The organism is Virgibacillus salexigens (assembly GCF_000723585.1).
In the GTDB taxonomy this organism is placed as follows: domain Bacteria; phylum Bacillota; class Bacilli; order Bacillales; family Amphibacillaceae; genus Virgibacillus; species Virgibacillus salexigens.
Genome location: NZ_CCDP010000002.1, coordinates 57,429 through 70,794 on the forward strand (window position 1 = coordinate 57,429; position 13,366 = coordinate 70,794).

16 protein-coding genes and 1 riboswitch are annotated in these 13,366 nt (G+C 36.8%); of the genes, 4 read left to right on the top strand and 12 right to left on the bottom strand.

Translation table 11 applies throughout. The features are described from left to right. Positions 1-136: 136 nt before the first annotated feature. Positions 137-847, bottom strand: coding sequence for a copper homeostasis protein CutC (locus tag BN990_RS13110; protein WP_021291884.1), 711 nt, complete (start codon positions 845-847; stop codon positions 137-139). A 153-nt stretch (positions 848-1,000) separates the two neighbouring features. Next, positions 1,001-1,100: riboswitch (SAM riboswitch) on the top strand. 86 nt (positions 1,101-1,186) lie between these two features. On the opposite strand from BN990_RS13110, the gene BN990_RS13115 reads away from it, so the two are divergent. Genes BN990_RS13115 through pabB form a run of 3 tightly spaced genes read left to right on the top strand, consistent with a single transcriptional unit; the run spans position 1,187 to position 4,763 of the window. Continuing rightward, a complete protein-coding gene (locus BN990_RS13115) occupies positions 1,187-2,299 on the top strand; it encodes a methionine biosynthesis PLP-dependent protein (protein WP_038245478.1) in 1,113 nt (370 codons plus the stop codon). A gap of 56 nt (positions 2,300-2,355) precedes the next feature. Beyond that, positions 2,356-2,976, top strand: a complete 621-nt coding sequence (locus tag BN990_RS13120; RefSeq protein WP_021291886.1) for an anthranilate synthase component II — start codon at positions 2,356-2,358, stop codon at positions 2,974-2,976. Positions 2,977-3,011: 35 nt separating this feature from the next. Continuing rightward, the gene (gene pabB, locus BN990_RS13125) at positions 3,012-4,763 is read left to right on the top strand and encodes an aminodeoxychorismate synthase component I (protein WP_038245486.1); all 1,752 of its coding nucleotides are present in this window, start codon (positions 3,012-3,014) and stop codon (positions 4,761-4,763) included. A gap of 268 nt (positions 4,764-5,031) precedes the next feature. On the opposite strand, the gene BN990_RS13130 is transcribed toward pabB, so the two are convergent. Continuing rightward, positions 5,032-5,850 carry a ZIP family metal transporter gene (locus BN990_RS13130; RefSeq protein WP_021291888.1) on the bottom strand — a complete coding sequence of 273 codons (819 nt, stop codon included), beginning with the start codon at positions 5,848-5,850 and terminating at the stop codon, positions 5,032-5,034. 245 nt (positions 5,851-6,095) lie between these two features. On the opposite strand from BN990_RS13130, the gene BN990_RS13135 reads away from it, so the two are divergent. Beyond that, complete coding sequence (locus tag BN990_RS13135) at positions 6,096-7,676, top strand: catalase (RefSeq protein WP_021291889.1); 1,581 nt, start codon at positions 6,096-6,098, stop codon at positions 7,674-7,676. Positions 7,677-7,709: 33 nt separating this feature from the next. Here the strand turns inward: BN990_RS13135 and BN990_RS13140 are convergent, their stop codons facing one another. The 10 genes from BN990_RS13140 to BN990_RS13185 form a co-directional block, all read right to left on the bottom strand. After that, on the bottom strand, positions 7,710-8,495 hold the full coding sequence (locus BN990_RS13140) for a sulfite exporter TauE/SafE family protein (RefSeq protein WP_021291890.1): 786 nt from the start codon (positions 8,493-8,495) through the stop codon (positions 7,710-7,712). 49 nt (positions 8,496-8,544) lie between these two features. Then, positions 8,545-8,772, bottom strand: a complete 228-nt coding sequence (locus BN990_RS13145; protein ID WP_038245489.1) for a sulfurtransferase TusA family protein — start codon at positions 8,770-8,772, stop codon at positions 8,545-8,547. A 124-nt stretch (positions 8,773-8,896) separates the two neighbouring features. Continuing rightward, the gene (locus BN990_RS13150; protein ID WP_021291892.1) at positions 8,897-10,027 is read right to left on the bottom strand and encodes an MBL fold metallo-hydrolase; all 1,131 of its coding nucleotides are present in this window, start codon (positions 10,025-10,027) and stop codon (positions 8,897-8,899) included. 154 nt (positions 10,028-10,181) lie between these two features. Then, positions 10,182-10,754 (bottom strand): sulfurtransferase TusA family protein, encoded by a 573-nt coding sequence (locus BN990_RS13155; protein WP_021291894.1) that lies wholly within the window; start codon positions 10,752-10,754, stop codon positions 10,182-10,184. A gap of 10 nt (positions 10,755-10,764) precedes the next feature. Continuing rightward, positions 10,765-11,064, bottom strand: a complete 300-nt coding sequence (locus BN990_RS13160) for a rhodanese-like domain-containing protein (protein WP_021291895.1) — start codon at positions 11,062-11,064, stop codon at positions 10,765-10,767. 60 nt (positions 11,065-11,124) lie between these two features. Next, positions 11,125-11,604 carry a DsrE/DsrF/DrsH-like family protein gene (locus tag BN990_RS13165; RefSeq protein ID WP_021291896.1) on the bottom strand — a complete coding sequence of 160 codons (480 nt, stop codon included), beginning with the start codon at positions 11,602-11,604 and terminating at the stop codon, positions 11,125-11,127. Positions 11,605-11,704: 100 nt separating this feature from the next. After that, on the bottom strand, positions 11,705-11,965 hold the full coding sequence (locus BN990_RS13170) for a metal-sensitive transcriptional regulator (protein WP_038245492.1): 261 nt from the start codon (positions 11,963-11,965) through the stop codon (positions 11,705-11,707). Between the two features lie 16 nt (positions 11,966-11,981). Then, positions 11,982-12,314, bottom strand: coding sequence for a hypothetical protein (locus BN990_RS13175; RefSeq protein WP_021291897.1), 333 nt, complete (start codon positions 12,312-12,314; stop codon positions 11,982-11,984). Between the two features lie 83 nt (positions 12,315-12,397). Beyond that, entirely contained in the window at positions 12,398-12,700 is a 303-nt protein-coding gene (locus BN990_RS13180) for a hypothetical protein (protein WP_021291898.1), read from the bottom strand. Further along, on the bottom strand, positions 12,690-13,316 hold the full coding sequence (locus tag BN990_RS13185; protein ID WP_021291899.1) for a DUF1361 domain-containing protein: 627 nt from the start codon (positions 13,314-13,316) through the stop codon (positions 12,690-12,692). Before BN990_RS13185 ends, BN990_RS13180 begins: the two co-directional genes overlap by 11 nt. Between the last annotated feature and the right edge of the window lie 50 nt (positions 13,317-13,366).

A 13,366-nucleotide genomic window follows, 5' to 3' on the forward strand; every position in this document is an offset into this window, starting at 1 on the left:
GCAAATAAAATAGGCATGACTCCTATGAACACCAAGAACCCGAGGATCCTTCACCTTAGCAGCAGATGTTCCACGAAGTACATGGCCTATTTCCGATATATAGAATAGAATGTTTATTCCGCTTTAATAATTAATTTTAGTTCCTCTCTTGTTTATATGAACTATTTAATACATTAACAACTTTTTTAAAGTTTAACGGATCAAATGAATGCTTGAAATCTCCCTTTATTCTTAAAGACCTGCCAAAATGATATTGACCTGCTTGTACTTGCTTATGAATAGGTTCCAGATTAGAAGGTGTCAAGCCTCCCCCTGGCATGATTTCAGGACCTTGTAATTGGTTTGCAAGGTTAACTAATGATTCCAAATTATTTTGACCGGCTTGGCAATTTTCCTTTCCACCAGATGTTAAAATTCTTTTTACATGTTGTTTATATTGGGTTAATGTGTAATAGGCGTTCACTTGATCTTCGACTTCATCAAATGCACGATGAAAGGTAATATCTATATTCGGTGCTGCTTGTATTATTTGATCTAGAATTGCAGTATTGATTTTATAATCAGCTGTTACAGCCCCAAACACGATTCTTAATCCCCCTAGTTTAGCAAGCTGTCTTATATCTTCGATGATAATCTCTAAATCAGAAGAGGTATAATTAAAATGATAGCTATGCGGGCGGATCATAATTTGAACTGGAATAGATACGTTCTTTAGTACGTGTTTGATTGTACCATAACTGGGTGTCAAACCACCTTCACTTATAGCTGTTACGAGTTCTAATCGATTAGCACCAAAATTTTCAGCATGTATTGCTTCCTCACCGTTTTGAACAATCACTTCTAACATCAATCTCTCCAACCTTTTCTAAGTATATTTGAAAAATAGCAATCCCTTTTCCTCTGTTATCTTATCATGATTCTTATTCCTAATAAATGCTACAAGCAACCTTGACAATTGCATTAAACCCATGTAATCTATTTTCAACAATTATATACTGTATTCTTATCCAGAGAGGTGGAGGGACTGGCCCTTTGAAGCCTCGGCAGCAGACTTTTAGTACTGTGCCAATTCCAGATGCAGCATAGCATAAAGATAAGAAGAGTTAAATCTATTGTACTGCAAAAACCCTCTTCTTAATCCGTGAGAAGAGGGTTTTTATTTGTTGAAATGAAGGGATGATTATACATGAAAAAAAGAAGTATAGAAACGGAGTTAGTACAATTGGGGAACAAAAGCGACGAAAAAACAGGAGCAGTAAATCCTCCGCTTTACCTATCTACAGCATTCCAGCATCAAGGTCTAGGTCAATCAACAGGTTATGATTATACAAGAACCAAAAACCCTACTCGATCCTTACTGGAAGAAGGCATAGCAAACTTAGAATCAGGTGATCATGGTTACGCCTGTAGTTCTGGTATGGCTGCAATTCAATTAGTATTTTCATTGTTTCGTGCTGGTGATGAATTACTAGTATTGGATGATGTTTACGGCGGAACTTATCGGTTGTTACAGCATTATGCAGAAGCTTACGATATTAAAACAACGTATACAAATTTAAAAGATGATACGGAAACTAAACAACGGATTTCACAAAAGACGAAAGCAATTTTTATCGAAACACCCACTAACCCTCTAATGCAAGAAATGGACATCGCGCATATTGCAAAAGTTGCACAACAATTCAACTTATTATTCATTGTTGATAATACTTTTTATACGCCATTATTACAACGTCCTCTTGAACTAGGAGCGGATATTGTTATTCATAGTGCAACCAAGTATATTGGAGGGCATAACGATGTGTTAGCTGGTTTAGTGATTGCAAAAGGGAAAGACCTATGTGAAAAACTCGCTAATTTCCATAATGCCTCAGGGGCAGTACTATCCCCTTTCGATTCTTGGTTACTGATAAGGGGGTTAAAAACATTAGCTTTACGTATTGAAAAACAGGAATCAAATGCCAAAGCAATGGTTTCCTTTTTAGAAGAACATCCAATGATTAATGATGTCTTATACCCTGGAAAAGGTGGTATGTTATCCTTCCGGCTTCACAATAGTGCGTGGGTTGATCACTTCTTGCAACAGCTTCAATTAATTATATTCGCGGAAAGTTTAGGAGGAGTAGAAAGCTTTATTACATACCCTGCGACCCAAACCCATGCAGATATTCCAAAAGAAGAACGGATAAAACGAGGTGTTGACGATCGCCTATTGCGTTTTTCTGTTGGTATTGAACAAGCAGACGAACTTATTGAAGATTTGCAGCAAGCACTTTATGCTGTACAAGCTTATGCGTAATTAGCTAAATCTGCTATAATACCTTTAAAGTAGTAAATAAGAGAGTAGGAACAACTATGATTCTCGTCATCGATAATTATGACTCATTTACATTTAACCTTGTTCAATATGTAAAACAACTTGATCATCAAGTAAAAGTTATACGAAATGATGCCATTACAATAGAAGAGATTAGACAATTACAGCCTTCAGCAATTCTCCTTTCACCTGGACCAGGAACACCAGATAATGCAGGGATTTGTTTAGACCTTGTACATTTTTTACATCAAGAGATCCCGATTATCGGGATTTGCTTAGGTCATCAAATTATTGCGCAAGCTTTTGGAGCAGCGATTCAAAAAGCGCAGCAACCGATGCACGGAAAGGTATCAGAGCTTTATCATGATAATCAAGGGATATTTACAAATTTAAATAATCCGCTTCGGGTTACTAGATACCATTCATTAATTGTCAATGATATCTCCCTCCCTAATTGTTTTGATATCAGTGCTACAACAATGGATGGTGAAATCATGGCTATTCGGCATAAACAATATTCGATTGAAGGCATACAAGCTCATCCAGAATCTATTCTGTCTGATCAAGGCTTATTATTATTGCAAAATTTTTTCGTAACGCATTCGCAAACATCCACATATCTGTCAGAAAAAATTGTTGCTAATACCTTGCAACCCTGATATAAACATAGATTGTATAAAAAGGAAGATACTACATGCAACCAAATAAAACCCAACCGTTCCTATTATTTGATTTTTTAACCGATTCCAGTAAGAAACATCCTTTACTATTCAAAGACCCAATAGCCATTATTGAAACTTCTACAGATACAGAGGTTATGTCTGCTTTACAATCTGTCCAAGCATATGTAGACGCTGGATATTATGCAGCTGGTTATCTTTCCTATGAAGCAGCACCTGCATTTGAATCAGCATTTCATGTGCATCAAACGTATAACATGCCATTGTTATGGTTTGGAATATTTAATAAACCTGTAGAGCAACCTGTAATAGAGACAGGAAATTACTTTATCGACGAATGGCAACCGACTACATCCGTTGAGGAATACCAAACTAACATAACCAAAATTAAAAACCATATTGAAGATGGGGGAACATATCAAGTAAACTATACCATCCGCTTAAAGAGTAACTTCTATGGTGATTCACTTGGCTACTATCAGCAGTTGAAACAAGCACAATCTGCCAATTACTCCGCATATTTAAACATTGGTTCGCATTCCATTTTATCTTCTTCACCAGAACTATTCTTTCATTTAAAGGATGGAAAAATCACAACAAAACCAATGAAGGGAACGATCAGAAGAGGGAGATCGCAGAAAGAAGATGCTGAACTAGCAAATTGGCTTCATCATTCTGAGAAAAATCGTGCAGAAAATGTAATGATCGTAGACTTACTGCGTAATGATCTAGGTGCCATTGCTAAACCTGGAAGTGTACAGGTACCACAGTTATTTACCATTGAACGGTACCCAACTGTTCTGCAAATGACCTCAACTGTTACTGCTATGGTAGAAGATGATATTGATATTGTTCCTATTTTCCAAGCGTTATTTCCATGTGGATCCATTACCGGAGCTCCAAAGATTAATACAACTAAAATAATTCATGACGTAGAATCCTCTTCACGAGATGTTTATTGTGGCACGATTGGTTATATTACCCCGGAGAAAGAAGCTGTATTTAATGTACCAATTCGTACTGTGCTAATAGATAATTCAACTGGGGATGCTACATATGGTGTCGGTGGTGGAATTACTTGGGATTCTAATTCAGAAGATGAATATGAAGAAACACTTACAAAAGCTCTTTTCTTGCAAATACAAGAATCTACGTTTGAATTACTTGAGACGATAAAATTATCGAATGGAACGTTCTTTTTATTAGATTATCATTTAGCTCGGATTCAATCCTCCGCTGCCTATTTTAACTTTACACTTGATATCAATGAATTAACCCAACAATTACAAAATATTGCTCAGACACATCTAAATGGAAGCTATAAAATACGCGTGCGCGTATCAAAAAACGGAGCCATCCTAATTGAAAACCAAATATTTTCACAAGACCATTCGAATCTAATAACATATGCAACTTTAGCAGATTCTCCTATTAATAATCAGGATATTTTCTATTATCATAAAACGACGAATCGTTCGATGTACCATGACTTTTTATCCAAACAACCTCAGGTATCTGACGTTTTATTATGGAATGATCAGAGAGAATTAACTGAATTTACAATTGGAAATTTAGTAGTTGAAATGAAAGGTATGTTTTATACCCCTCCTATTGAGTGTGGATTATTAGCGGGGACGTTTCGACAGAAGCTATTGGATGAAGGAGTAATAAAAGAGAAAGTGCTTCACTTGGAGGAACTGTCACAAATAAGCAACATATGGATGATTAATAGTGTCAGGCAATGGGTTCCAGTTCAGATGATATAAAAATGTCTGGAAAGAATAGCTCTAACCTGTTAAATAATACGGCATGCTTTCTATGGGCTAGGTAGTAGTAGTAATTAACGCTTTTTGTTTCCGCAGCAGCAGTTCATGTACTATGCTTCATGGCCAATGCTTCCCTTTCCTTGAGGTAATCACCACCATAAAAAAACAATAATAATCCAAACTACTATCCGAATATAACTATGTATATGCAGATAATCGTTTGGATTATTATTTAGCTAAATTACTGTGTTGTCTCTCTTTTATGTCCCTATCCAAGTGCGACATCTAGTATCATCATGATGGTAAACCCGACCATTAAACTCATAGATGCAAGATCTTTATTACCTTCTTCTTGTGATCCTGGAATAACTTCTTCCGCAACAACAAATATCATCGCACCCGCAGCAAAACTTAATGCATATGGTAATAATGGCTGAATAAATGTAACTGCAACAGCTCCAATAATACCGGCTATTGGTTCTACCATACCGGAAAACTGCCCATACATAAAACTTTTTCGTCGAGACATTCCTTCTCTCCGCAGTGGCATTGATACCGCAAGCCCTTCAGGAAAGTTTTGTATCCCAATACCAATAGCTAATGCGATTGCTCCCGCCATGGTAGAAGTAGACAAATCTTGTGCAATTGCACCAAAGGCAACACCTACCGCTAATCCTTCTGGGATATTATGTAATGTTATTGCTAAAACTAACAAAGTACTACGTTTCTTCCTTGTTGCATGTATTCCTTCCGCTTCTTTCATTGGAGATGTCGGATGCAGATGCGGCAGTATCTTATCAATTCCCCACAGAAATATGCCACCAAGCATAAACCCAACAGCAGCTGGGATCCACGGTACTGTCCCGCTCTCTTCTGCCATATCCAATGCTGGAGAAAGCAGTGACCAAAAACTTGCTGCTATCATGACACCGCCAGCGAATCCAAGCATACTATCTAATAATCGTTGATTAAAATTTTTTGTTGTAAAAACCAAAGCAGCACCAAGTGCAGTCATTCCCCAAGTGAATAGCGTTGCAACAGCTGCCTGTGCCACTGGATGCAAAGATAAGAAATATTCCACTATCATCTACGCTCCTTTTTCAATACCCATTATATGCTATTAATTATTACCATTTAACCTTTTTCGGTTACAAACATAGCTTACTCCTAGTAACAAGTAATTTTCAAGTGGATGAACGCAATTTCTAGAAACTTGATTCATGATATGCTAACTGTTACCTTCCTATTGTTTGTCCATACATAATTAAATTGAGATCTACATAAATAATACCGTATGGCACGAAGTTCAAACAGATACATGGAGGTAACGGTATGCATGAACATCATGAAGAAACACCTCAAACACAAGCTGAGAGAAATAACTCGAATCATACATCGCCTAACGCAAAAATCTGGATCAATGAAACAGCTTCAGCTCACGCTGAAGAAAAATCAAGCGGACAAAAAATACCTGGCAATAAAAAAACAGAAAACCGTAAAACAACTCCTCAACAACCACTACTGAAGCAAACCAAGAAAAATGAATCAGCAGATAATCGGGATCACTTAAAGTGGGCAGAAGATATACCTGCCGAATTACATTCACAAACCGTCGGTAAACAGGGACCTGTCTTAGAACAAGATAATATTTTACATGAAACATTGGAATCATTTGTGCACGAAAAAATTATCGAAAGACCAGTACATGTTAAAGGATTTGGAGCATTTGGTTATTTTGAAACGATGCATCCTATGTCTGCGTATACCAAGCTGCCATTCTTACAAAAATCAGGGATAAAAGTTCCAGTTGCTGTTCGATTTTCGCTTGCTGTAAGCACAAAAGGTACACCAGATACATCCCGTAATGTACGCGGATTTTCCACAAAGTTTTATACAGATGAAGGTATATTTGATTTAATCTGTAATCACATTCCTGTATTCTCTGTACGAGATGCTATCCGTTTCCCAGAATCCATCAAGGCTTTCTTACCCTCCCCTAAAAATAATCTCATCGATCCTGAAAGATTCTGGAGTTTCGTCGCGAGAGCTCCTGAATCCATACATTTTGTTGTACGAATCTATTCTGATGCAGGAACAGTGAAAAGCTTTCGTCATATACCTGGTCATAGCGTAAATACGTACGTATGGAGAAATGCCCAGGGAGTTCGTCGTTTCTTGAAATACCATTGGATTCCTTTTGAGGGAGTAGAGTATATAAATAGCCAGGAAGCAACAAAATTAGCTGGAGAAAAACCAGATATTGCTGGAGAAGATTTGTACAATACGCTCGCTGCCGGGAAGACCGTTCAATATGGATTATACGTTCAACTTATGGATCCTGATGACACTGCTAACCTCAGCTTTGATCCACTAGATGATACCAAGGTTTGGAATGAACAAGAATACCCATTACTACCTATTGGAAAAATGGTCTTAAATCGTAATCCAGATAATTATATGGAACAAGTGGAAAAAATTTCTTTTTCTCCTTCCAATCTCCTAGAAGGAGCAGAATTATCGGATGATAAAATGTTACAAGGACGCGCTAATATCTATTGGGACTCGCAACGTAGACGAATTGGACCTAACTTCCGAGATGTACCGGTCAATCATCAGAAGGATTGGTGGCCAGGCAATCTTATTACAAGTGGCAAGGGAAGATATGTAGAGGGGAAACTCGTAAGGTCGGATATTCTGAAGCAAGATGATTTTTCTCAAGCTGGTGATTATTATCAATCGCTTTCTGCAATACAGCAAGAGCATTTAGTAAACAATTTGGCTGCTGATCTTGCTGGTATATCTTTTTCTACTAGAAGAATTGTTTTGAACTATCTATCTAAAGCTTCTCCTGAATTAGAAAATCGAGTGAATAGACAAATACACATGCAATCAAAAAGGCCCTTTGAAGAATAAAGGGTCTTTCCAATAATAAATAGGTTGATAGTTTCACAGTAAAATATCCAACCAAATCTTAATTGCTGTTCCTAAAATCAGCAATGCAAGGAACCATTGCAATAATTTTGTATTTACTTTTTTCCCAAGATTAGCTCCTAATGGGGAAGCAATTAAACTTGCAACAATCATAATAATCGCTGGTATAAATAAAACCTGACCGGTTAATAGTTTTCCTGTTGTTGCTCCTATCGATGAAATGAATGTGACAGCTAGTGAAGTTGCTATTGTCATCCGAGTTGGTATTTTAAGCACAAGGAGCATAATTGGAACCAAAATAAAGGCGCCAGCAGCACCAACAATCCCCGCTCCTATTCCAACAAACAAAGCAAGCAATGCTGCCAGCCATTTGTTAAATATAACTTGGTCCATCGGAATGTCATCGATCCCTTTCTTCGGTACAAACATCATGATAGCTGCAAGTGTCGCAAGCACACCATAAATTAAATTAACCCCACTATCAGGCAAAAATTGTGATCCGTATCCACCTATAAAGCTGCCAATTAAAATGCTTATCCCCATATAAAGAATCAGTGATACATTTAAATACCCACCTTTACGATATGCCCATACACCACCTATCGTAGCAAATAATACTTGTACCGCACTGATTCCGGCTACTTCATGTGCCGTAAATGCCGTTAGTCCTACGAATCCAGGGATATATAAAAGCATCGGATATTTAATGATTGAGCCTCCAATACCAACCATTCCCGAAATAAATGAACCGATAAAGCCAATGAGAAAAATAGTTATCATAAATAATAGACTATATTCCATTCTTTTCTCCCCCCTTAACATATAAGGGGCTCACCTAAGTGAGCCGCCCTTATCCTTTTTTTATCCAAAATTTTAATACCGCATCTTCTTCTGTGTCTTGTAATAATTCATGACCACCTGCTTTTGCCCAAGCAGTTAAATCACTTTTTGCACCTTGATCTGTTGCATGAACCTCTAATACATCACCAACATTCAATTCTTGCATTGCTTTCTTTGTTCGAACAATTGGCATTGGGCATGCCAAACCTTTTGCATCTAATATTTTAGTTGACTCCATCTTTATTTCCTCCTTTAAATTATCTATCATAGCACTATTGTAAGACCTTCACTTCAATTATTTGAGTATATGAAGGAGCTTCGCTTAGTTTGTATATACCTCGACAGTGGTAAAAATTTTCATTTTAGCCTTCTACCGCACAACGGTTAGGACCTGTCTCCATTTCTTTCTGTTTTTCATGCTCGGGATTGATTTTCCCCATGTTTGTTTCTCGAATAGCCTGATAATCATTCGGCTGTGGCGGTAGATTTTCTGTAACCATTTTACGGAAGTCATTTTCATTCTCCACTTGTAAACCGGTATTCTTTTCATAAAGATCTCCTAGACGGGCACTTACTTGTCCACCTTTCCCTAATTCTTCTGCAAAAGTATAATGGGCGGGTAATGCAATTAATTCTTTTGATAGGTCTTTATATCTTGAGTAAAGTGTTTCACGTAAATCCCCAACCCAGTCTTCTGCGAATCCTGCGAGATCCGGCCGACCAATTGATTTCACGAATAAAATATCTCCAGTTAATAGGTAAGCATCATCGATAATAAATGAGGTACTTCCTATTGTATGACCCGGTGAATATACAGGCTGAACACTTACTTGGGTATTGCCAACCATAATATCATTGCCTTCTTGAAGAGGTTGATAATTAAATGTAACCTCCGTTGCGTCTTTTGGAGGTAGATAATAAGATCCTGCTGTCTCTTCAGCTAACTTTCTTCCTCCTGATATATGATCCGCATGCAAATGGGTATCAAGTACGTGTTTAATTTGTACCCCTTTTTCTTCAGCAAATCTTATATATACATCGATCATTCTAGCAGGGTCAATTACTGCTGCTTCTCCATTCGATTCTACAAAATAAGAAAGGCAGCCTTTACCAAGACGTACAAATTGATATAATTCTCCGCCATCCTTTAGATCGGCAATTTTAACTGGCTCTAAGTGTTCACTCCAGGCTTTCATACCACCTTCTAAACTATACACATTCGTAAATCCTGCTTCTTCTAAAAGATCAGCAATCATTTCTGATGAACCCCCCTTCGCACAGACAACAATAATTTCCTTGTCTTTATCTAATTTATCACCGATGGATTCAACACCATCTAATAAATTAAAATAAGGTTCGTTAATGATTTCAACATTGCCACCTTCAATTTTCCAATCATCAAACTCCTCTGTATTCCGAACATCTAAAATCGTCGTTTCTTCATAATTAATGATTTTTTCAGCTAACTCTGTTGTTGACATGGTTTGTGCCATGTTTATCTCCCTCCTACTTCAAATGATAATGAGATATTGGCAGCTTTGGCATAATCAATAATTGATGCTGCAGTGCCATTTAAATACTTTATAAGCATCAAACAGGACTTCCATTTGCTGCTATTATTGCTGTGATTGACATCATTTACGCTTCCTATTTTTGTTCTTCAACAGTACCCTCCCAAGCGTTCATCCCAGGTACGACATTCGTTACATGGTCATATCCCTCTTCGCTTAATTTTTTAGCAGCTAAATCACTTCGATTCCCTGTACGACATATGACATATATCTGTTCATTCTTATTTAATTCATCCATCCGATCAGATAGTTCACCCAAAGGAATATTAATAGCATCTGGGATATGACCGAATGCAAATTCAGCGGGTTCTCGAACATCAAGAATAACCACGGATGCATGCCCATCTAATTTTTGCTGTAAATGATCAAGATTGACTACCTTCTGATGGTTATTTTCTCCTCGAGACTCAACGTCGCTCGCTTTACGCAAGTAATGTTTTAAACCATCTTCTTCTTCGACCGTACCTAAATAGTGATGACCTGTACTTTCTGCCCAAGCTTCAATATCAGCTGTCGAGCCTTTGTCTGTTGCTTGAACTTCAATTACATGACCGGGTTCCAAATCCTTAATTGCTTTTTTTGTTTTCACAATTGGCATGGGGCAAGCCAGTCCTTTAGCATCTAGTACTTTATTTGCTTGTATACTCATTTTGGGCCTCCTATTTTTCTACTTCTTCTTTCCAATCCAACATGCCACCAGCAACATTTGTCACCTTATAACCCTTTTCTGCTAAAAATGCAGCAGCTTTCGCACTTCTACCACCGGAGCGACAGACCATATACTGATGCTCTGCTAAATCTAGTTCATTTAGCCGATCAGGTATTTCCCCTAATTTAATGTGTGTTGCACCAGGAATCTTCCCTTCGGCTACCTCTTCATTTTCACGAACATCAATAATGCTTAGCTTTTCTCCACTATTTAGCTTTTTAGCTAATTCATCGGTTGTAATTTCATTCATCATATTTCCTCCTAACTTCCATCAACATATACCCGTATAGGTATAATATAAAACAAAAAATTATATAAAAAGATTTACATTACCATCTTCTGCATCCCCAATATAGGCAGCAACCCCTCCATACGTTATGTCGTCAAGTAATTCTTCCTTTTGGAGTCCAAGTAAATCCATCGTCATTGTACAAGCTATTAATTTTACGTTTTGCTCCTGAGCCATTTCAACAAGCTGAGGGAGTGGCATGGCATGGTGCTTCTTCATGACGCTTTTAATCATTTTTGGTCCCATTCCCAAATAGTTCATTTTTGACAATCCCATTTTATCAGTTCCTTTGGGCATCATTTTTCCAAACATGCTTTCTAAAAAACCTTTTTTAACTGGTGCTTGATTTTCTTTCCGCAGCGCATTAAGCCCCCAAAAAGTATGAAAAATTGTCACCTCGTGATCGTAAGCAGCAGCACCATTTGCAATAATATAAGCTGCCATAGCTTTGTCATAATCGCCGCTAAATAATACAATTGTCGTTTTCTTGGTTTCTGTCATTTTGAATCCTCCTCCATTATACAGTTACCCCTATGGGTATTATAATTTGTTTTAAAAATAGGGTTATACAACCCATTTTCATCCTATTGTAGTTCATTTATTATCTGCTTTTGACAAGAAGTTCAACTGCTTCTTGAATAAGCGCCTCCGAACTTTCTCCACTCTCTTTTTCATCTCTTATACATTGTTCGAGATTTTTACTGACAACCAGCGCAGCTGTTCGATCAATCGCACTTCTGACCGCTGACATCTGCGTTACAATCTCCCGACAGTCTTTCTCATCTTCCATCATTTTAATCAAACCATTAACTTGCCCTTGCATTCGTTTCAATCTGTTTTTAAGATGATCATCATATTTCATAAGCCACTCTCCTTGTCTATTTTTTTAAATGATAACCAATAATATGCTTGCCTTTCTTCCGTAGAATCCGAGAACTCAAATTTTTATCTACATGATCTTTGGCAACAATAATTAAATTGCAATTGGGCAAATCATTATAATGTCGATGCAAGTATGGAATTGGGAGACAGCAAGCATCATCGATCTTATCTTGTGATGAAATTTGATAATCCCTTGTATCAACAATTGTATATGAAACGCTATTCGATAACGGATGAAGGTTTATTTTCTGAATGCCAAATACAGGTATATATCTTCTATACAAAAAGAAAATGAACAGACTAACAATAATAATTAGAGCTACGTACATATTGCCCTCCTTGAATAGTAACTACAACCATATATTATACCCCTATAGGTATATTGTCAACTGTTAATAACTCACTTTTTCTATTATGGAGTAACATATCCACCAAATAAAGCAAAAAGCACTAAATATTGAGCCAAAACGAAGAGATAGGCTTTTCGTAATTGCTTCCTTTCTTTTCCTGTTAATTGACCAAAATCATTATCTACCTGTTTTTCAATGTAACAAATCTGGTAGATATAAAGATTCATGCCAAGGGGAAGCATCATTCCAATGAAAAACCATAACTTCGAATGTTGTTGTTGGTAAAGTATATAGGTAATATAACATTGTGATACAAATAAAAGAATAAATCCTGTAGTAAGATATAATTGTAGATCATTTATCATGTGCTTCACCTGTTCCATCCAAAAAAAGCCAACAAATTAGGAATTGCAATATACTCATCCAACTAATAAAAAGTACAGCTGAAAAATCAATCGCTTCTATGAAACGTACGATTAGAGTTACTGGTTCGGTAAAGAGATGAATAGAATGGAAGCGTAAGAATCTGCCAATAAAGACACCTATGCTTGATAAAAGTATAAATACGAAGAATAACCATTTTGCACTTGTGATATCATTACTGTAAAAGTAAACTTGTTTTATCATATTTACATAATAATATATCGCTAAAATTACCCCCGAAACCAAAATCGTGAAGTTCCACCACTCATTTAATTGTAGTCCCTCCTTAAAATCGAATGCAAACACATTTAAATGAATCAAATCGGTTACGACATAAATGGCATTTGGTGAGAGCAAAAGAAACACAATAAAAAACAAAACACTCATTGGAATTTCCCGTTTGTTTTGTACGTGAAATAGCCTCAATAAAAAGGATAACTCAAGTGCAGCAAAAGCTAAGAACAAATTCAAGATCATAAACGAGTAAGATGTATCAAACACTATTAATAAACCAATATATATAAAGAAACTTATACGCGCTTTCGTTCGTTCATTCATATAAATACTCCTTACTAATCGTAGCATTTCTATATTCACCTATATTACAA

Bases quoted from the DNA above. Each gene is read 5' to 3' on its own strand.
- BN990_RS13110 (WP_021291884.1), bottom strand. From the start codon at position 847: ATGTTAGAAGTGATTGTTCAAAACGGTGAGGAAGCAATACATGCTGAA.
- BN990_RS13115 (WP_038245478.1), top strand. From the start codon at position 1,187: ATGAAAAAAAGAAGTATAGAAACGGAGTTAGTACAATTGGGGAACAAA.
- BN990_RS13120 (WP_021291886.1), top strand. From the start codon at position 2,356: ATGATTCTCGTCATCGATAATTATGACTCATTTACATTTAACCTTGTT.
- pabB (WP_038245486.1), top strand. From the start codon at position 3,012: ATGCAACCAAATAAAACCCAACCGTTCCTATTATTTGATTTTTTAACC.
- BN990_RS13130 (WP_021291888.1), bottom strand. From the start codon at position 5,850: ATGATAGTGGAATATTTCTTATCTTTGCATCCAGTGGCACAGGCAGCT.
- BN990_RS13135 (WP_021291889.1), top strand. From the start codon at position 6,096: ATGCATGAACATCATGAAGAAACACCTCAAACACAAGCTGAGAGAAAT.
- BN990_RS13140 (WP_021291890.1), bottom strand. From the start codon at position 8,495: ATGGAATATAGTCTATTATTTATGATAACTATTTTTCTCATTGGCTTT.
- BN990_RS13145 (WP_038245489.1), bottom strand. From the start codon at position 8,772: ATGGAGTCAACTAAAATATTAGATGCAAAAGGTTTGGCATGCCCAATG.
- BN990_RS13150 (WP_021291892.1), bottom strand. From the start codon at position 10,027: ATGGCACAAACCATGTCAACAACAGAGTTAGCTGAAAAAATCATTAAT.
- BN990_RS13155 (WP_021291894.1), bottom strand. From the start codon at position 10,754: ATGAGTATACAAGCAAATAAAGTACTAGATGCTAAAGGACTGGCTTGC.
- BN990_RS13160 (WP_021291895.1), bottom strand. From the start codon at position 11,064: ATGAATGAAATTACAACCGATGAATTAGCTAAAAAGCTAAATAGTGGA.
- BN990_RS13165 (WP_021291896.1), bottom strand. From the start codon at position 11,604: ATGACAGAAACCAAGAAAACGACAATTGTATTATTTAGCGGCGATTAT.
- BN990_RS13170 (WP_038245492.1), bottom strand. From the start codon at position 11,965: ATGAAATATGATGATCATCTTAAAAACAGATTGAAACGAATGCAAGGG.
- BN990_RS13175 (WP_021291897.1), bottom strand. From the start codon at position 12,314: ATGTACGTAGCTCTAATTATTATTGTTAGTCTGTTCATTTTCTTTTTG.
- BN990_RS13180 (WP_021291898.1), bottom strand. From the start codon at position 12,700: ATGATAAATGATCTACAATTATATCTTACTACAGGATTTATTCTTTTA.
- BN990_RS13185 (WP_021291899.1), bottom strand. From the start codon at position 13,316: ATGAATGAACGAACGAAAGCGCGTATAAGTTTCTTTATATATATTGGT.